We start from the raw sequence: 19925 nt of genomic DNA on the forward strand, positions 1-19925 counted from the left end.
TAAACAAATCTATATATAATTATATTTTATCCATTATAAAATAAAATCTTACACCTGTATCTGTATTTTCTACACCATACTGAAAATCATGAAGCATCAGTATATTTTTTACTATGGAAAGCCCTATACCTGTTCCCCCCAATTCTCTATTTCTAGACTTATCTACTTTATAAAAACTGTTCCATAAATTATTCAATTCCCCTTCCGGTATATTTTCTCCTGTATTTTCTATGGATACAATAATCTTATCTTTTTCCTTATCTTCTATAACAAAATTTATATATCCCCCTTCTTCTGTATTTTTTATGGCATTAGTTGTAAAATTATCTATAACTTGTTCCATCTTATCCCAGTCTGCATATACTCTGATTTTAGGTATCATATTAAAATTTATAGTTATATTTTTATCTTTTATAACCTTAGAAAATTTTTTTAATGAATATATTATAAATTCATCCATAAAAAATTCTTCTTTATTAAGTTTTAAAACACCGGATTCTAAATGAGAAAGATTTAACATATCTGCCACCAAATTTGCCATCTTATTACTTTCATCTATTATAATGTCAATATAATGATCCTTTTCACTAGATTCAAATATATTATCTTTCAAGCCCTCTGCATAACCTCCTATTAAATTTATAGGGGTCTTAAGTTCATGAGAAGCAGAGGCTATGAATTCTTTCCTGATTCTTTCTATTTCTCTTTCTTTTTCTATATCTTTTTCTAGTTTCACATTAGCCTCTTTAAGAGAGGTCAATGCCTTATCCAGATTATAAGCTAAAAAATTCAATGTATCTGCCAGATTTCCTATCTCATCTCTGCTTTTTACAGTGCATTTTTTAGAAAAATCCATTAAAGCCATCTTTTTTGCAGTATCATTTAATTTAACTAAAGGCTTTGAAACCGTATTTGTATATATTAAAGATGATATCAAAATAAGCACTATTGCGCCTATATAAAAATAAATATAGAATTCTTTTATTACAGAAGAAGCTTCATCTACCGGCTGAAGAGAAGTTACTGCAAATAATATTTCCTGTCTATTATTATCGGGAACTACAGTTATTATATTTTTTGTTCCATTAATTCTCTTTTCTGTAATAAATGTTATAGATTTATTATATCTTTTTATTTCATCTAGTAAATTTGAATCTCTTATCCATGTAACTATGATATCCTGTATAATTTTTATTCTTTCTTCATCATATCCCCTATTATCTAACTTTGTTATAAAATTTATTTTTCCTTCACTATCCATTATAACTATTTTAGCATTATTACTATCTTCGAATTTCCTTATAAGTTCTGTTACTTCATTATCATTTTCTGTATTATTATAAAGCACTCTGAACTTTTTAACTTCACTTTCTATAATTCTTTCCTTTTTGTTTATATAAAATTTACCAAAGAATAGAGACTGAAAAGTTAAGGTACTGCTTATAAATATAGTAAATATCAAAGCAGTGACTATAAATAATTTCCATGTTATATTTTTTCTTATTTTCTCTATAACTTTATTTTTATATATAATGCTCCTTATTTTCATTCCTTCTTTACCTCAAATTTATAACCTACACCTCTAACAGTTGTTATTAAATAAGATTTAACGCCTAACTTTTCTCTCAATCTTTTTACATGGGTATCTACTGTTCTTAAATCTCCATAGTAATCTATGCCCCATATGGCATCTAAAATTTTTTCCCTACTTAAAACTATATCCTTATTCTTAATTAAATAGCATAGAAACTCAAATTCTTTTGGAGAAAGATATATATTTTCCCCATCTATTTTTACTTCATGACCCTCTTCATTTATAAAAAGTCCGTCATAAGTATTGTCTTTAACCTGGTTAATTTCATCATAATAAGTCCGTCTTAAAAGGGCTTTTATTTTAGCCACTAAAATTTTAGGACTTACAGGCTTTGTCACATAGCTGTCTGTTCCCAGTTGAAACCCTAAAAGTTGATCTTCATCCTCTCCTCTGGCTGTAAGCATAATTATAGGCACATTTGAAATCTTTCTAAGTTCTCTGCATACAGTCCAGCCATCCATCAAAGGCATCATTATATCAAGTACTACTAAATCTACATGATTTTCTTTAAATTTTCTAAGTGCTTCCTCTCCATTTTCCGCTAAAAGCACTTTTAAACCCTCTCTTTTTAAATATGCTTCTATAAGAAGTCTCATTCTTTCCTCATCATCTACCATTAAAACAGTTTTATTCATTCTAAATATCTCCTAAAATATATTAATTTTTTAACAAAATCCTATACTTTTTAAGTATAGGATTTTAAATAGTTTTTATCAATATGAATTATTGCTTGATTTTCTCTGTGTATTCATATAACTCATCTACACTCTCTGTTAAATACTTATCCACCACCGAAGCTTCATCTACATGTAATGTGATTTGATCATTTGTATCCTTCAATATGGTATCTATAGTATCTATTTTTTCCATAACTTCACCTACATTATCTATTTGCATGGACATTGTATCCGTTAAATTCTTTACTATACCCTCTAAAGTTTCAAAAGAATTTAATGTATCGTCAATCTTCTCTTTGGCTTCCACCGAAACCTTAATTCCATTTGAAATCATATCCGTGTTTTTTTCGGCATCTTTCAAAACATTTTTAGTTTCTCCATTAATAGTGTTTATAAGTACAGATATATCTTTAGTACTGTTACCGGTTATTTCTGCTAATTTTTTTACCTCTTCTGCAACAACAGCAAACCCTCTTCCACTTTCTCCAGCTCTGGCTGCTTCAATAGCTGCATTTAGAGCCAACAAATTAGTTTGATTGGCTATTCCACTTATAAGGTTGGTTATATCATTTACTTCCTTAAATCTGTCCGCCAATTTACTCATGCTGTCAAATGTTTCTTTTATCCCATCTTCCAGTGAGGTTATTATACCCATAATAGATTCTACTGCTTCTTTTCCTTTTATAGATTTTTCAATAATACTTTCAGTTATATTATGAAGCTTATTTCCTTCTTCATACAACTCGCTGGTGGATTCTTTGGTTTGATTTGTTATGGAAGATATACTTTTCATATGATTTTTTATATCCTCTGTAAGTTCAGCCAAAATTTCATGTTCACTATTTACTGCATTATGTTGTTCTATTATATTTTCTAATTTTTTATGCAGTTGATTTAAAAATTCAAAGGTTTGTCGATTTATATCATTTTTTTTCTTTTCATATTTTTGTTGGTATTGAATTTCAATATCACGAGAATTAAATTTAGAGGTAGAATTATCTTTATCTTTTAGCTTAAAAAAACTCATATTACTCATCTTTCCCTTCTACAATTTAAAAAGTTACTTTCTAAATTATTCTATTTGTTATTATAATAATATAAGAAATAAGTCGATTTGTACAGCATTGATTAATACATATGTAAATAATAAAAACATTAAAAAGAATACATTCTTTTTAATGTTTTTAGAACATTTGAATCTAAGAATTACTTATAGTGCCCATATAATTGTTATAAATATTTTCAAGATACTTATCTGGTTCAGGCATAGGGTACTTTTTCCCCTTTTTGGATAATCTTTTATGTTCCTTATACCGTTTTACTATACTGTTCCAATCTTCTGGATAATTTTCCTTAAATGTTTTTATGAATCCTTCCAAATTTAAACTTTTACCTAAATCACTAAATATTTTCTCTATCTTATCTTTTTTATCCTTTATTATTTGTGATTTTACAACATGTTTTTTCCCCATAATAACATTCACCTCTTTCTTAATATACTATATTCTTCTCTTTTTTAATAATTCCTTTTATATTCATATAATTTTAAGAAAAATTTAAATATTGATAAATATCACAATAATTATTTAAATTCTTTATTATAATATTGCACAATTTTAAAACCTTTAAACAAATTCCTTAACTTTACATACAATTTTATCTATAATTCTATCCACGCACTCATTCATAATAAGATGTTTATCTTCATCAAAAATCAGCATTTCCTTATGGGGAGCTTTTATCAGTTTAAAAACTTTTTTAGTATATTCAAAGGGAAATAAAGGATCTTTTTTTCCTACTAAAACTACAACAGGACATTTTATACTGCCATCATATACCTGTTTTAAATCCGCACAAAACAGACTAGTCAAAAAATAAAGTGGATATTTCATAAACCCAATGGGATCATGCTCTAATTTGGCATATACTTTTTTATCTCTTATAACTTTTTTTACATCCAGATAAAAAGAAACATGCAGTTGTAATCTTGGAACTACTTTTCTTCCTATTTTCATCGTTATAATAATTAGCTTATATATGTGCTTAAAACTATTTGGGAATCTTGTTACACAAATTGAATCTGGAAGGGCTGGAATTAAGATATTATGAGGAAAAGCAGCCTTAATTCTATTATCAAGCCCCGCTAATGCTATAGTTAAAATTCCCCCTTGACTTGAACCCATAATAAATACCTTATTATTAAATCTACGAATTCCATAGGAAATAGCATCCTTTCCGTTTTGAAGCATTTCATCAAAACTATACAACTCTTTTACTCTTGGGCTTTTTCCATGACACACCAGATGCACTCCAATGACATTGAAACCATTTAATGAAAGTAAATTTAAAAATTCTTCATAGAACAAAGGATGGGTCATTGTTCCCGGAAAAAAAACTATACAAGGATCTTCCTTCTTACTTTTCCATATAGATAGTACAATGGGAACAGAATTAGACTTTATAGTAACTTCTTCATAATATTCTGGTCTGGATATGCCTTTTAAAAGTACTTCATCATAATCTTTCATCTTCCACCTCCAGCTATAATTAAATAATTTTTTATTACCTAGATAAAATCTACTTCCCTGCAATAATTTATCATATTTCTTATATAAAAATTATCAACCTTAGGCCAATAAAATCCCATACTCCTTAAAATTAAAATGGTCTTTTCACAAACTATTTCAAAATCAGTATTTTTAGTGGATTCCAATATCCTGGAATGAAGTAATATATTCTCAACATAATCTCTCAAGTTTTTGTTTTCATGATTTCTATATAAAAAATCCAAAAATTTGTTAAAAGGCACAACTTCCAGATTAAAACCACAGTATTTTAACAATTCACGTAAATCAAATAAACTTATATAGTTATTATTGTAGATATGAAATATATCATTTTTCAAATTTTTTTCATTCATTATTAATATGAACGCTTTACTTACATAATCAATAAAAGAAAAATCAAGTTTTTTTAATTCAATATTCGGAACTTGTCCTAATTTTATAAGTGACTTTATTATTTTATAAAAACCATTATCATTTATATTTTCCTGGAACTTTCCTGTCTGGGAATTGCAAATAAGATTTCCTACTCTATAAATATTACACATTAATCCTCTACTTCTGGCCATTATTAATTTTTTTTCCGCTTCAAACTTTGTCTGTATATAGTAGTTATTATCTTCTTGTCCCACATCATGATCATATTCAGTATAAATATAATAATCTACATCAGGTATTTTTCCCCCAGCCACACCTACTGTTGAAACATGATGAAAATCCTTTTTATTGCCCTTAAGTGCAAATTCAATTAATCTTTCAGTACCCTCCACATTCACATTATAAAAATCATCATAATTTCCATAGTGTTTAACATTTGCAGCTGCATTAACTATACAGTCTATTTTTTGTAATAAATAATTATATTCTTCAGCTTCCAGTGCAAAATTTTTCTCTAAAAGATCTCCACATAATATAATAATTTTATCTCCATAGTTTTGAAAAACATCTTCCTCAAAATAAAATTGCAATTTTTCCCTGATTCTTTTTTCACCATCTTCTTTATTTCCAGATCTTATCAATAAATAGATAATACTATCAGTATTTTTTAACAGTTGATAGAGCAAATTCACACCCAGGTATCCGGTACTTCCTGTTACCATGATATTTTTATACTTGTTTCTAATAAAGCTGGTAGATAAATCGCCATATGATTCGATACTTTTTTTATATTTATAGATTTTATCCTCATATTGACTATAATTTCTATCCTCTTTTTTCTCTACAAAAGAAGATTTAATTTCTTCGATAATTTTCTTTAGATTATCTTTCTTATATAAAATATTTTGTGATAGTTTAGATATAGTCTGGAATTGAAATAAATCATTTATTTCAATTTCAAAATCCATGGACATTTTGGATATAACCCTCACAGCTTTTAGGGAATTTCCGCCCAAATCAAAAAAATTATCCAAAATTCCTATTTTATCTACGCCTAATACCTCTTCCCATACCTCCACCATTCTTTTTTCCATTTCATTTCGCGGAGGAACATATTTTATACCCACATGGGAAATCTGATCAGGCTCAGGCAAAACTTTTCTGTTTATTTTTCCATTTATTGTTAAAGGAATTTTATCTATTTTTATAAAAAAAGCTGGAATCATATAATCCGGCAGCTGTACGGATAAATAATATTTTATATCATTTACAGATAACTCCCTATCTGAAACATAGTAAGCACACAGGTATTTATTTTTATTAAAATCTTCCCTGTCAATAACTACAACATCTTTTATAAATTCATATTTTAAGAGTCTGCTTTCTATTTCTGCCAATTCAATTCTATAAGCACTTATCTTTACCTGTTGATCCATTCTTCCTAAAAATTCAATATTTCCATCTAATGTCCATCTGGCAAGATCCCCTGTTCTATACATTCTTTCTCCCTTCACAAAAGGATTTTCAATAAATTTTTCTTCAGTAAGTTTTTTTCTATTTAAATAACCTCTTGCCAGTCCTCTGCCGGATATACATATTTCCCCCTGTGCACCTATGGGTTGAATTCTATTATATCTATCCAATATATAAATATGTATATTTGAAATAGGTTTGCCTATTGGAATATTGTAATGCTCCTTATCTATGACAACACTGGTTGTTACTACTGTATTTTCCGTAGGTCCGTAATTATTCACTAATGTATAATTAACAGGTTTGAAAAATCTAAGTTTGTCACCCCCTGTTAATAAAAACCGCAAAGAATTATTTTCAATTTCCATGAATTGCTCACAGATCTGTGTAGGGAAAAAACTTATTGTGATATTATTATTTTCAAAATATTCATTAAGTCTTACAATATCTAACCTTAAATTGCTGCTTATAATATGCACTGCAGCTCCTTTCGCCAAATAAGGAAACAACTCCCATACAGATGCATCAAATCCAAATCCTGCATATCTTGTTGAGTTATCCAATTCACTTATCTCATAGTAGTTGTTATGCCAATTACATAAATTCACCAGAGATTTATGCTCTACCATTACCCCTTTAGGTGTCCCTGTGGTTCCCGAAGTGTAGATAACATAAGCTAAATTTTCCGGTAATACTTTTACAAAAGGATTGCTGCTGCTAAATTTATTTAAAATATTAAGATCATGTTGATATTTGTATTTATGTACTGTCTTAGACTGCTTTCCTTTTAAACTCTTATCAATATATATAATGGCATCAAATCTATACTTTGTAAGTTCATTTTCAATAGTACCTATCTTATTTGAAAAGACAATTTTATTTATTTCTTCAAATTCATATTTTAAATCCCTAAAATAATTCCTTGACAAAAACAGTTCTTCAGTCCAGTCCGTCTTGGTTTTAATATCTTCACTTAAATGTTTATATTTAAATTCCTCCAGTGAATTTACCAATTCATATTTCAAATCTTGATCCATTATATCTCCGATAAAAATCTTTCCTTCTTTATTAATGAGATCTACAGCCTTTTTTAAAATTTTTCTAAAATAGTTATGTCCATGAAAGCATTGAATAACACTATTTATAATTACAATATCAAAATCTTTCTGATGGATCTTATCAATTTCATGCGCCATCAATACATCTAATTTAATATTTGTAATCTTTTCTTCTTCATTTCTCTTTATATTTTTATTGATTATTGCATTTGACATATCTGTACCATAATATAAACCTACCAAAGGAGCTATTCTATACATGGAAATTCCAGAGGCACAGCCTATCTCCAGAACTTTAGTATCATTTTTTAAAAAAGGCATTAATTTTTTCAGAACATTATCCCCATATTCATCCATTTCTTTCTTTGTGAAATTTTCACCGGTATAGCTATTAGTCCATCCTCCTCCTGTGATTTCATCCTCGGCTCTATTCCCTACATATTCCCAGAGCTTTTTATCCATTAATCCATTTTTTTCTTTTTCCTCTTCATTATATACATCATCTGTATCAATACAAATATAGGCACTTAAAGTTTCACACTCCCATTGAAGTCTGTTTAAATTTCTTATATATTTTTTACTGGAAATGATTACTGTGGCACCTGAATCATTTATAATACTTTTTATTCTTTCTTCCGGAGTATCTACATCAATTGGAATATATGCCCCTCCAGCTTTTAAAACTGCCATAACTGAAATCACCTGGTTTATTGAATTCTCAAGTAAAATACCTACAAATTCATCTGCATGTATATTTCTGTCATTCACCAGATAATTGGCAATGGAATTAGCTCGTTCATTTAACTCCATATAAGTAATTTTCTCATTTTCATGAACCAGGGCAGTTTTATGTGGAAATTTTTCTACCTGTTTCTTAAACATTTCAACTATGGTATCATGTGAATTAAACTCCAGTGTATTATTATTAAAATCACATAATAGGCACTTTTTTTCATCTTCACTGGAAGTGTCAATATCCATAAGCTTTGCACTGGTATTATCTACCACAAAGCTATAATAGTTAATTAAGTTATTTCCTATACTTTCAATAGTTTTTTGTGAAAATAGTGCTGAATTATATTCAATACTCAAAAGGATAGACTGCTTAAGAAGCTTGAATGAAAAAATCATATCTGACTTTATATATTCTATATTACTTTTATCTTGAATATTTTCCAGTAACACAATAGTTTTAAATAATGGTGTATATTCGTCATTTTTAATATTTAAAATATCCGCAATTTTATCCAGAGGAAAATTTTGATTCTTATCTGCTTCTATTACGGTTTTCTTTACAATTTCCAAAAAATCCTTAAAACTCATATGGCCATATATATAGATCCTTATAGCCAATATATTATTAATGTATTGGCCTTTTTCTTTTTGTCTGAAAACCGGCATTCCGACTATAATATCTTCACTACCTGTATATGTGCTAAGCAAAAATTCCACCCCTGAGAGTAGTATCATAAATAATACATGCTGAGAATTCTTACTAATTGATAATAAGCGATTAAAAGTATGCCCCTTAATTTCAACATGAAAGCTTGTCTTTAAATACTGGCTTAATTTAGGCCTTGTAGAATTTGTTAAAAATCCACTCATTTCTACATCTCCCTCCAGCCTTTTAATCCAGTAATTTTTTTCATCTTCAAACTTTCCACTAGATATTAAAATATTCTTTGAATATTTGCCCACAGCCATTTTTATCACTCCTAAAATATTTCATTTACAATTTGTCTAAAAATCAAACTCCACTTCATCTAAAGAAGTTTCTTCAAGTAATTTAAGATTATATTCTATATCAATTTGTTTTAATTTTATATCTGGATTTTTAACCACAGTCTGTAATATGTTAATGTAGTCTCTCACGAATCTTTCCATAGTATCCCTCTTAAAAAGTTTTACACAATATTGTACATTTAAATTTATAACATCCTCTCTTTCTATTGCTTCAAAAGTAATATCAAATTTACACTTTTTATTTTCATCAAAAGGTGTAAATTTAAGTCCATCTATCTTAATATCTGGAATATCCATATTTTGCAGTGCAAAAACTGTATCAAATATAGGATTTCTAGCCACCTCTCTGGTGGTAAGAATACTGTCCACTAAATCATCAAATTGATAATCCTGATTTTCAAAAGCCTCCAAAACATTATATTTTACTTCGTATAAGAACTCCCTATAGGATTTATTTATGGAAGCATAATTTCTAAGTGCAAGCATATTGACAAACATTCCCACAATATTTTGTAGATCCCCATTAGGTCTACAAGCTACCGGAGAACCTATAACTATATCTTCTTGTCCACTATATTTTGATAACAAAATATAGTAGGCGGATAATAAAACCATAAATAAAGTGTTTTCAGCTTTCATACAAAAATTCAAAATATTAGAGGTCAATTTTTCATCCAAAGTAACTTTAAGTATATCCCCTTGAAAACTCTGGATTTCAGGTCTTTCATAATCTGTAGGCATATTTAAAATCGGTACTCCTGATTTAAATAAATTATTCCAGTATTTTTCCTGCCTTTTCATATATTCAGATTTATTGAATTGTCTCTGCCAAACTGCAAAATCTCTATAGTGCAGCTTTGATTCACTTACTTTTATTCCATTGTATAAGTCTGCAAAATGCTTAAGTAAAATTCCCATAGATGTTCCATCCGAAATTATATGATGCATGTCAATAATCATCACATATTTATCCTCATTGATTTTTAAAAGAGCTGCCCTCAATAAAGGAGCCTTATCTAGATCAAAGGGCCTCACAAAATTTTCAATGAACATCTGAACACTATCTAAATTCAGATTTTTATAATACACTTCAAATTCCACATTTGAACTTATTTTTTGAACAGGCTCTTCATTTTCAATATGAAAGGATGTCCTAAATGCCTGGTGAATTTCAATCAATTTTTTAAAGGTATTGTCAAAACGCTTAATGTCCACTTTCCCATGGATAACAACTGCAAAAGGCATATTATAGTTTATATCAGAATGATTTAATTGGCTTAATATATAAAGCCTTTTCTGAGCTGAAGATAGGGGATAATACTCCATCTCTGCTGCCTTGGGTATTTCATAACAACATTCAGTATTATCAGCCTTGCTGTAAGTTAAATATCTGGCAAAATCATATATTGTCTGATATTTTAATACCTGTGAAATGTTAATTTGTTTTCCTATTTTTTTATTTAAACTATTTACAATCTTCACAGCCATTATGGAGTCTCCCCCAAGCTCATAAAAACTCTCAAATATGTTTATTTCTTTAAAGCCAAGTTCTTTTCCCCAGATCTTCGCTAGCAATATTTCAATATCGGAATATTTCTCATTTTCCTTCTTTCCCTGTAAAATCACCTCATAATCCTCTAATTTATCTTCCAAATTAACACTTTTTTCAATACCATCAGGTATTTCCAGCCAACATCTCTCCCTTTGAAAGGGGTAAGTAGGTAAACTTATTTTTTTTCTCCTTTCATTTTTATAAAATCTGCTCCATTTAAAGTCCGCTCCTTTAACATACATACTGCAAATCTCTTCTAACACATCTATGGATTTATTGTGGTGAAAAAATCTATTCATTATATTTTCCAGACTTTTAATATTAACCTTTTCTCTTTCACCAGTTAGAATATTACCTCCATAGAAAATATTGCTATTATATTTATTAATGGATTCATAACTATCAGTGCAGCACAAATAATCCAGTTTTTCTCTTAAATCAAGAATATCTTTTGAAATGACAGCTATCCTAAAATTATAATGCTTTCTGCCTGTTGAGGCAGTATAACAAATATCCTTAAAATTTATGTCCTCTGCATTCTTTAAAAAAGTATTATATTTTAATATAAGTTCCTTTAAAGTTTTTTCTGTTTTAGCGGATATCACAAAAATATTAGGTTTAAAATGAACCTCTGGTTTTTCCAAATTATTTTCAAGAGGAGCTTCTTCTAAAACAATATGACAATTTGTCCCACTGAATCCAAATGAGCTTACTCCTGCCCTGAGAGGACCACTCCTGCTGTTCCACTTTTTTAATCTATCATTCACATAAACAGGACTGTCTTCAAAATTTATTCTTTTATTTGGGGTAAAAAAATTTATACTTGGTGGAATATATCTGTGCTTCACAGCCAATACAACTTTTATAAAACTTGCAATCCCTGCACAGTCATATAGATGGCCTATGTTAGATTTTACAGAACCTACTCCACAGAATTGCTTTTTATGGGTGTATCTTTCAAATGCCTTTTTTATTCCATCTATTTCAATAGGGTCTCCAAGCTTTGTTCCAGTTCCGTGGGCTTCAATATAAGAAATAGTCTCAGGATGTACCCCTGCATTCTTCCATGCTTTTATTATTACACTGGACTGGGCTTTTACATTTGGTGCAGTAATTCCAATTGAACTGCCATCCTGATTAACTGCGCTTCCTTTAATAACTGCATATATATTATCTCCATCTTTCAAAGCTTTATTTAATGGTTTTAAAAGTACCGCGGCTACCCCCTCTCCTATACCCGTACCATCTGAACTTTCATCAAAGGCTCTAGTTTTCCCATCTGAAGATTCTATCCCTATTTTTTCACTACTTTCAAGAGGTACAATATAAACTTTTACTCCTCCTGAAAGAGCTAATTCACATTCTCCATTTTGTATAGCTCTGCAGGCCATATGAATAGCTACTAAGGAAGATGAGCAGGCAGTATCAATCAGCATGCTGGGTCCTTTTAAATCAAGTATGTACGAAATTCTGCTGGGTATAATTGAGGAAAGATTTCCCATTACAGAAATGGCACTATTTGATTCATCAATTCTAGAAATCATATCTCCGTACTTATCTCCCTGAAAATCTCCTATATATCCCACAAATACACCAGTATTACTTCCTACTAACCCACTGCCTCCATATCCTGCATCTTCTATGGTCTTCCATGCAGTCTGAAGAAATAACCTTTGACTGGGATTCATTAAACTCGCTTCCTTAGGTGTTAAACGAAAAAACCTATAGTCAAATTTATCAATTTCATCTAAATATCCTGCTTGTAAATATTTTATTTTATCTTTTGACATTCCAATATAATTGAGATATTTGTCAATGTCTTCTTTTCTTTTTTCAGGAAAATTACTTATACAATCTTTTCCATCAACTAGATTACTCCAAAATTTATTCAAATCCTCATCTTTAGGAAATGTTGCTGCCATACCTATTATGGCAATATCTTTAGTTGAAGTAATTCCTTTAAATTCACTGCTATATGATTCTATTGCATTGAAACTTTTCATAGATAATGAATTGTGTTCCATTTATAATAAAACCTCCAATTTTAACTACTATTTTTATGATTTTATTACATAAGAAGATATTTGTTTCATATTTATTTCATTAAAAATTTCATTCAGTCTTTCTTTTCTCTCTTCCACAGGCACTTTTTTTGTATCAAACACCATTTTCAACATATCTAAAGCTTCCTCTACTTTCTCCAAATTAGATTTACATGCTGATTTTTCAATATCTTCTCTCATCTTTTTAATTTGTCTGTAGGGTATAATTACTCCCTTATAATATTCAGTGCTGTTCCAATTATTATTTTCAGTACAGATGGCAGCAGCCAGACACCTGTCAATTAACTTCAGTGCAGTACTTTTTTCTTCATTATAAATATTCAATAAAAAATTTTTTCTTAAAGTTTCAAAGTTTTCTATGGATTCAAATGAATGTACGGTTATATCACTTGTTATCTGTCTGGTTAAATTTTTCAAAATAGTTCCAGGACCCATATCCACACAAATATGAATGGATTGATCCTTTATATAATTTATTGATTGCTGCCACATTACAGGATTAGTCATTTGTGCTGTTAAATTATATATAATATCCATATCCTCCGTCTTCATATAAGGCTTTCCAGTTACATTTGATATTACAGGCCATTTAAAATTATTGTATTTATACCCTTTTAATGCCTCTTTTAATTTATAGGCAGCACCATACATGATAGGACTATGAGAAGGAACACTAACTTTTATAGGTATTACTTTTCCCCTTAAATTTTCTATTTCAACTTTAAAAATTTCAAACACATTATCCTGCAGGGATACCGCTACCTGCTTGGGAGAATTATAGCATGCAATACATATTAAACTATTTTTTCTTTCACTTATTGACTTACATATCTTTCTAATATGCTCTACTTCCATCCCATGTACTACGGCCATCATTCCCCCACTTATTGCAGCTGCTTCCTGCATCAGCTTTCCCCTCAAGCTCACTATTTCAAGTGCATCAGAAAACTTCAGCACTCCACTGCAAGTTAATGCGGAATATTCCCCCAAACTGTGTCCTGCACAAAACTCAGGATTGATACCTATTTCTTTCATATATACTTGAAAAGCTGCATAACTTACAGTTAATATTGCCGGTTGAGTAATTTCAGTTTTACTTAATTCTTCAATATTTCCCTGAAAACACATTTTAGCCACATTATATCCTAAAGTATATTCAGCTTCTTGAAAAATTTGCTTTACCAAAGGGTATCTATCATACATGGCCTTTCCCATGCCTACATATTGTGAACCCTGTCCTGGAAATAAAAATGCTAATTTACTCATTTTACACCTCTCATATATTGCTTAAAATACTATTTGCATAATCATTCATCAGTTTACTTATTCCATATGCACTTAATTTTAAATTATTGTACTCACAAAAAAATTCCACCTCATCGTCTTTCATGGTTATTTCCATAAGAATGTCATAAATATTAATTAGATCTATATTGCAGCTCATAAACTCCCTATTGTACAGCAATATGGCATATGATGATTTATCTCTTTCAAGTCTCACCTGGTCCACATCATTTATAGAATACCAAAAGCCTCCTTCTGATATTTTGTCTGGAGATAAGTGGGAAAATTGTTTCATTTTTGAGATATTGTAACTGCCCGAATAAACCATATCTTCTTTATGAGTCATAAGTTGAATTGAAACTAAAGGTTCTTTTGAAACCTTAGAAAGCATAAAAATATACAATGATGTTATAAAATCCTCCACACTAATATTTTTATTACGGCATAAATCCTGTACACTTTTATACTGCTCCTGGTATAACTTAAATTGAAACATCACTGGTGAAGATATAATATCCCTATTTTTATTAATAAACTCCTCTGGAATTTTAAGTGTAGGTAAAGTTATAGCTTGTCCTTTTTGCAGGAAGGCTGCGAGCTTTGCAATAGTTGGATATGCAAATAAGTCCGTAACTGAGATCTTTCCAGGGTATATACTCTCTAATCTATGAGTTATTTGATTCAATATAATTGAGCTGGCTCCTATATCAAAAAAATTATCATTTATGCCTATGGAGCTTACCGGTAAAAATTCCCTGCAAATACTTACTAAAGTTTTTTCTATTTCTGTAGTAGGATTTTCATATACTTTGTGTTTACATAGTTTCTCCTTAAGATATTCCATTTCTTTTAAAACATCATTATATTTTCCTTGAAAATACATATCACCCAACTTGTATCTTTGAATTTTTCCACTGGTAGTTTTGGGAATATGCTTTACCGGTATGATAAAATCCAAATTTACTCCCCGATTATAACTTATATACCTTTTAAGTTCTAAAGCTAATGGCATAAATTCTTCAATTTTCTTTTTAAACATTATAAATGCCAGTATAACATCTCTTTGAAACTTATTATCAAAGACACCACACAAGGCAATTTTACCAAGTTCAATTCCCTCTACTCCTTCAGATGCCTTTTCTATATCATGCGGATAATAATTCTGTCCATTAACAAAAATAATATCTTTAGCTCTGCCAGTGACAATTAGACGGTTGTTCTCCATGAACCCCAAATCACCTGTATCCAGCCAGCCATCTTTCAAAATAAGTCTAGAGGTGGCTTCTTCATTGTTATAATACCTTTCTGTTACATTATCACCCTTTATTTGAATATTACCCAAAGTTTTATCAGGTAGAATTTCATTATTATCATTACAAATTCTTACACTGCAATCTGTTACCGGACTTCCCAAATCTGCAAGTCTTATACTGCCATTGCCCTCGCCTTCAATTACCTTATCTCCAACAGATAAACTGCTTCTTAAAACATGTATACTTGCCATTTCTTCATTAACAGAAGGAAATGTTACTGCAAGGCTTGCCTCTGCCAGACCATATACATTAAATATTGATTTTTTATTTAACTTATAACATTCCATTTTATTTAAAAATTCTTCACAAAGCTCTATAGAAATAGGCTCCGCTCCATTAAATATTAGACGAACGCAGGATAAGTCCCATTCTTCAGCAGATTCAGGTTTAAAGTAAGATAAGAAATACTTGTATCCAAAATTAGGAGATGAGGTTAATGAAATTCTATACTGGTTGACTTTATGCATCCAAAGATTGGGTCTTCTGATGAATAAAGTTGTAGGTATTATATATTGGTTTATTTTTAACATTGTAGTGGTCAGATGAAATCCTATCAATCCCATATCATGAGTTAGGGGCATCCAGCTCAATGCCCTGTCCCCAGCTGTAAGTTTTGCACAGTTTATTATGGCATTAATATTGGTCAATAAATTTTTATGAGTTAGCACTACCCCTTTTGGATCCCCTGTAGATCCTGATGAAAATTGAATAAAAGCTATATCATCCAAAGAGGATTGCATTAATTGGCCGCTGCGTTCATTTTCTTTCATTTCCTCTAAAAAAATAGTATTGTGTTTAATTGCTTCATACTCTTCAGTGCTGTGATTTTTGAAAACATACTTTTCTATTGATAAAAAAATTTTTTTATCTGTAATAAGAAAGGGATTATTTAATATTTTCCATACCTTTAATAATTTAAGTCTATATTCATCTTTATTTGCAACAGTAATAGGTACTGGAATAATTTTCCCCAATATGCATGCCCAAAATACAGATATGAATTTTTCGTTATCTTCAATCTGAAAAACCAATTCAAACCCAGGTTTAATTCCACCCAATTGAAGTACTCTAAGAATTTTACAAGCCTCTAAAAACAGTTCATTATAACTCAGATATTTCTCCTTGTCTTTTCCAGATATAAAAGTAATTCCATTAGGACTTTTTTTTGCCGACTCAATTACTTCCAGCAAACTATTGTATACCATATTAAATCTCCTTTAACTAATAATTACATCAAGGCCTCCTATAGCCCGACCCTTAAATAAGTTTTTCTAATCTCTATTCATTAAAGCTTCACTTAAAGATATTTTATTTATATATTTTTTTAGTAAAGTAATACTCGTAAAGTATGAACCTAATATAACTACAGCTATAAAACAATAGTCCTTAATTGTTAACCCTATTTGAAGATAAGACTGCATATTTGCTATTAGACTGGGATAAATAGCCTTTAAAGCAATATAACTTAAGGGAACAGCTACTATTGAAGTAAATATAACTGTGTAAAGGGAAGTACTTAAATACAATTTATCAATTTCTTTTTTATTGAATCCAAAAATTTTAACCAGAGATATACTTAAAGTACTTTTATCAATCATGAGTTTTAACAGCAAATATAAACTTATAACAAAAAGCATGGTTGAAATTACTATAATTATTACAATCATAGGTAACATTATTGAAGTCATGCTTTTAGCTGATTTTATAACATTTTTATTCGTTGTAAATGAGTATATATAATCTTCATTAATATTAAGTTTATCCTTGGATATATAACCATTAAAATAATATTTGGATTCATTTATTAAAGAATTTAATTGTTTTTGATTCATAAATACATATAGACCAGAAGAATATTTAACAGTTCCCTTGACTTTCAGATTATATATTTTTGTCTCTGTAGTATCCTTTAAATTTATGAAATCTCCCACTTGCAGTCCAAATTTTTTCCCTATGCTTTCAGATATGTATAGCCCCGGATCATCATCTTTTATTTTAAAATCATAAAAATTGGTATCTTCCTTTATTCCCTGAAGCACAATATCCATATCCTGTGATAAAATTTTATAATATATTGACAAATTCTTAAATGTAGTTTTTTCAGTCCTTTTATTTTCTGTGATTTCAATAGGAAGTTTTAGTATATATGTGTATTCAAACTTTGATTCATTCTCAATGTTCTTTACATATGTAGAAATACCAGTATTAATTCCAATGCCAAATACAAGTAGAAAAGTAGCTATAGACATTCCACAAAATAAAATTATATTACCTTTTATTTCTCTTAAGAATTCTCTTAATCTAAATTTTGTTATGAACTTGAATTTTTTAATTTTAATAGTATTTAGTTTGTTTTGTTTCTTTTCCCTCCTTAGCAGTTGAAGGGGTGAACTTTTCAATCTTTCCGATAAAGTTTTGTAATTAACTATAATTACTATTATAACTGGAACTACTATACCTGTAAAAAATAAATAGGGGGGATACACTCTTCTTATAACAGGAAGACTATAGTATGTTGTTATAGTTTGGGAAAAAGAGGCTTCTATTATAAACCCTATACATGTACCTGCAATAGCCCCTAATGAAACTATAATTATGGGAAGAATCATAAAATGTCTTAAAAGCTCTTTTTTTATATATCCCAATGCATAAAGAGCTCCAATTGTAGGACTTTCCTTGTCAATATTGTTGATTATGGACATAGATATCATAAAGGCTATCATTATAAATAATATAAATCCAAACATTACTGCAATATTTTTATTTCTTTGGCTGTCATGCATATATCCATTTATTCTAGGATTATCAGTTGAATTTATAAAAGATATTAACTTTCCGTCCCTTTGCAAAATATTTTTTACCTTGTGATATGATATTCCATTTAATTTAAATGTATAGGAATATTTTTTATCTTTTAATTCAATAAAATCTTTACTAGTTAAAAAACCAATACCAAAATTTTTAGAATTAGCCACCACATCCCCTAATTTTTCAATGACAAGAGTATAATCTGGGGCTGCCGCATAGCCCTCTATAATATATTTTTTATTACCTATCTCCAAGCTGCTTCCCAATGTATAGTTATTTTCTTCTCCAAAGTGGGTATCTATAATCACCCTGCCATTTTGTCTTGAATTTTCACCTTCCACCATAGATACTTTATTTATGTTTTTTCTTTCTTTAAATAATCTTATCTTCTGATTGTCATTTATTTTATAGTCAACATAAAAATTTTCATCTACAGTCACGCCTAATTTTCTGATTTTTTCTAAGATTCCATTGTTCAGTTGTGACTTTACCTCAAAGTTACCATCTTCAATATTATTTTTTGAAGCAGCTTCCCTGCCGCTTTCTATAATACAATCCGATGAGTTTGCAAAACCTACAATTGCCATGGAACTTATTAAGACCAGCAGCATCATTCCTATATACTTGACTATATTATCTTTAAATTCCCTTAATATTCTTTTGTTTAGTATCATAAACCTAGCTATCCTTATTAAAAAAATTTGATTTACCAGTTGATATCCTTTGCAGGAATTGCCTTTTCATTTTCATAAAATTCCTCAATGGCTCCATCCCTCACTTTGACAACTTTATTAGACATGTATTTTATAGCATCATTATGTGTCACTATAATCATTGTAGTGCCATACTTCTTATTTACATGTTCTATTAATTCAAGAATTTCTTTGGATGTTTTATAATCCAAAGCCCCTGTTGGTTCATCACAAAGCAGCAGCTTTGGATTTTTAATTAGTGCCCTAGCTATAGCTGTTCTCTGTTGTTGTCCTCCTGATAACTGCCTTGGAAATTTATCTCTATGCTTCCAGAGTCCTAATGTTTTTATTAATTCTTCTTTATCTAAGGGTTCCTTTGTAAGATATTCACACACTTCAATATTTTCTAGTACAGTAAGATTTGGTACCAGATTATAAAATTGAAATACAAATCCCAATTTACTTCTTCTATAAGAACATAAACTATCAGACTCCAAAGTTGAAATTTTTATTCCATCTACCACTACTTCTCCTGAATCTATGGTTTCCAATCCTCCAATTACATTGAGAAGTGTGGATTTGCCTGAGCCAGATGGCCCCAACACAGTACATATTTTCCCCTGTTCTAGCTGGAAGCTTGTACCTCTTAAAACCTGTATCTTATTTTCTCCATATCCATAAGCCTTCATGGCATCTTTAATCGTTAAAAACATCTATTTTACTCCA

The 19925-nt window shown here is 29.5% G+C and carries 11 protein-coding genes; all 11 read right to left on the reverse strand.

From position 1 onward, the window contains the following. Positions 1 to 19: 19 nt before the first annotated feature. On the reverse strand, positions 20 to 1549 hold the full coding sequence (locus BS101_RS13170) for a sensor histidine kinase (RefSeq protein WP_073539239.1): 1530 nt from the start codon (positions 1547 to 1549) through the stop codon (positions 20 to 22). Beyond that, positions 1546 to 2229 (reverse strand): response regulator transcription factor, encoded by a 684-nt coding sequence (locus BS101_RS13175; RefSeq protein ID WP_012102694.1) that lies wholly within the window; start codon positions 2227 to 2229, stop codon positions 1546 to 1548. The genes BS101_RS13170 and BS101_RS13175 overlap by 4 nt, the downstream gene beginning before the upstream one ends. Before the next feature lie 88 nt (positions 2230 to 2317). After that, on the reverse strand, positions 2318 to 3307 hold the full coding sequence (locus BS101_RS13180; protein ID WP_073539240.1) for a methyl-accepting chemotaxis protein: 990 nt from the start codon (positions 3305 to 3307) through the stop codon (positions 2318 to 2320). Between the two features lie 163 nt (positions 3308 to 3470). Then, on the reverse strand, positions 3471 to 3743 hold the full coding sequence (locus tag BS101_RS13185) for a hypothetical protein (RefSeq protein ID WP_073539241.1): 273 nt from the start codon (positions 3741 to 3743) through the stop codon (positions 3471 to 3473). A gap of 153 nt (positions 3744 to 3896) precedes the next feature. Continuing rightward, on the reverse strand, positions 3897 to 4799 hold the full coding sequence (locus BS101_RS13190; RefSeq protein ID WP_073539242.1) for an alpha/beta hydrolase: 903 nt from the start codon (positions 4797 to 4799) through the stop codon (positions 3897 to 3899). A gap of 38 nt (positions 4800 to 4837) precedes the next feature. Then, positions 4838 to 9448: an AMP-binding protein gene (locus BS101_RS13195; protein WP_073539243.1), complete on the reverse strand. Its 4611-nt coding sequence runs from the start codon at positions 9446 to 9448 to the stop codon at positions 4838 to 4840. A gap of 36 nt (positions 9449 to 9484) precedes the next feature. Next, positions 9485 to 13063 (reverse strand): condensation domain-containing protein, encoded by a 3579-nt coding sequence (locus BS101_RS13200; RefSeq protein ID WP_073539244.1) that lies wholly within the window; start codon positions 13061 to 13063, stop codon positions 9485 to 9487. A 33-nt stretch (positions 13064 to 13096) separates the two neighbouring features. Next, positions 13097 to 14368: an ACP S-malonyltransferase gene (fabD, locus tag BS101_RS13205; protein ID WP_073539245.1), complete on the reverse strand. Its 1272-nt coding sequence runs from the start codon at positions 14366 to 14368 to the stop codon at positions 13097 to 13099. A gap of 10 nt (positions 14369 to 14378) precedes the next feature. Next, positions 14379 to 16904: a non-ribosomal peptide synthetase gene (locus tag BS101_RS13210; RefSeq protein WP_073539246.1), complete on the reverse strand. Its 2526-nt coding sequence runs from the start codon at positions 16902 to 16904 to the stop codon at positions 14379 to 14381. A gap of 66 nt (positions 16905 to 16970) precedes the next feature. Further along, the gene (locus tag BS101_RS13215; protein ID WP_073539247.1) at positions 16971 to 19181 is read right to left on the reverse strand and encodes an ABC transporter permease; all 2211 of its coding nucleotides are present in this window, start codon (positions 19179 to 19181) and stop codon (positions 16971 to 16973) included. Between the two features lie 32 nt (positions 19182 to 19213). After that, the gene (locus BS101_RS13220) at positions 19214 to 19912 is read right to left on the reverse strand and encodes an ABC transporter ATP-binding protein (protein WP_073539248.1); all 699 of its coding nucleotides are present in this window, start codon (positions 19910 to 19912) and stop codon (positions 19214 to 19216) included. Between the last annotated feature and the right edge of the window lie 13 nt (positions 19913 to 19925).

Source organism: Clostridium kluyveri (assembly GCF_001902295.1).
Classification (GTDB): Bacteria; Bacillota; Clostridia; order Clostridiales; family Clostridiaceae; genus Clostridium_B; species Clostridium_B kluyveri_B.

Coding starts and splice junctions, on each gene's coding strand:
- BS101_RS13175 (WP_012102694.1), bottom strand. CDS start 2,229: ATGAATAAAACTGTTTTAATGGTAGATGATGAGGAAAGAATGAGACTT.
- BS101_RS13190 (WP_073539242.1), bottom strand. CDS start 4,799: ATGAAAGATTATGATGAAGTACTTTTAAAAGGCATATCCAGACCAGAA.
- BS101_RS13220 (WP_073539248.1), bottom strand. CDS start 19,912: ATGTTTTTAACGATTAAAGATGCCATGAAGGCTTATGGATATGGAGAA.
- BS101_RS13210 (WP_073539246.1), bottom strand. CDS start 16,904: ATGGTATACAATAGTTTGCTGGAAGTAATTGAGTCGGCAAAAAAAAGT.
- BS101_RS13195 (WP_073539243.1), bottom strand. CDS start 9,448: ATGGCTGTGGGCAAATATTCAAAGAATATTTTAATATCTAGTGGAAAG.
- BS101_RS13180 (WP_073539240.1), bottom strand. CDS start 3,307: ATGAGTAATATGAGTTTTTTTAAGCTAAAAGATAAAGATAATTCTACC.
- BS101_RS13215 (WP_073539247.1), bottom strand. CDS start 19,181: ATGATACTAAACAAAAGAATATTAAGGGAATTTAAAGATAATATAGTC.
- fabD (WP_073539245.1), bottom strand. CDS start 14,368: ATGAGTAAATTAGCATTTTTATTTCCAGGACAGGGTTCACAATATGTA.
- BS101_RS13200 (WP_073539244.1), bottom strand. CDS start 13,063: ATGGAACACAATTCATTATCTATGAAAAGTTTCAATGCAATAGAATCA.
- BS101_RS13185 (WP_073539241.1), bottom strand. CDS start 3,743: ATGGGGAAAAAACATGTTGTAAAATCACAAATAATAAAGGATAAAAAA.
- BS101_RS13170 (WP_073539239.1), bottom strand. CDS start 1,549: ATGAAAATAAGGAGCATTATATATAAAAATAAAGTTATAGAGAAAATA.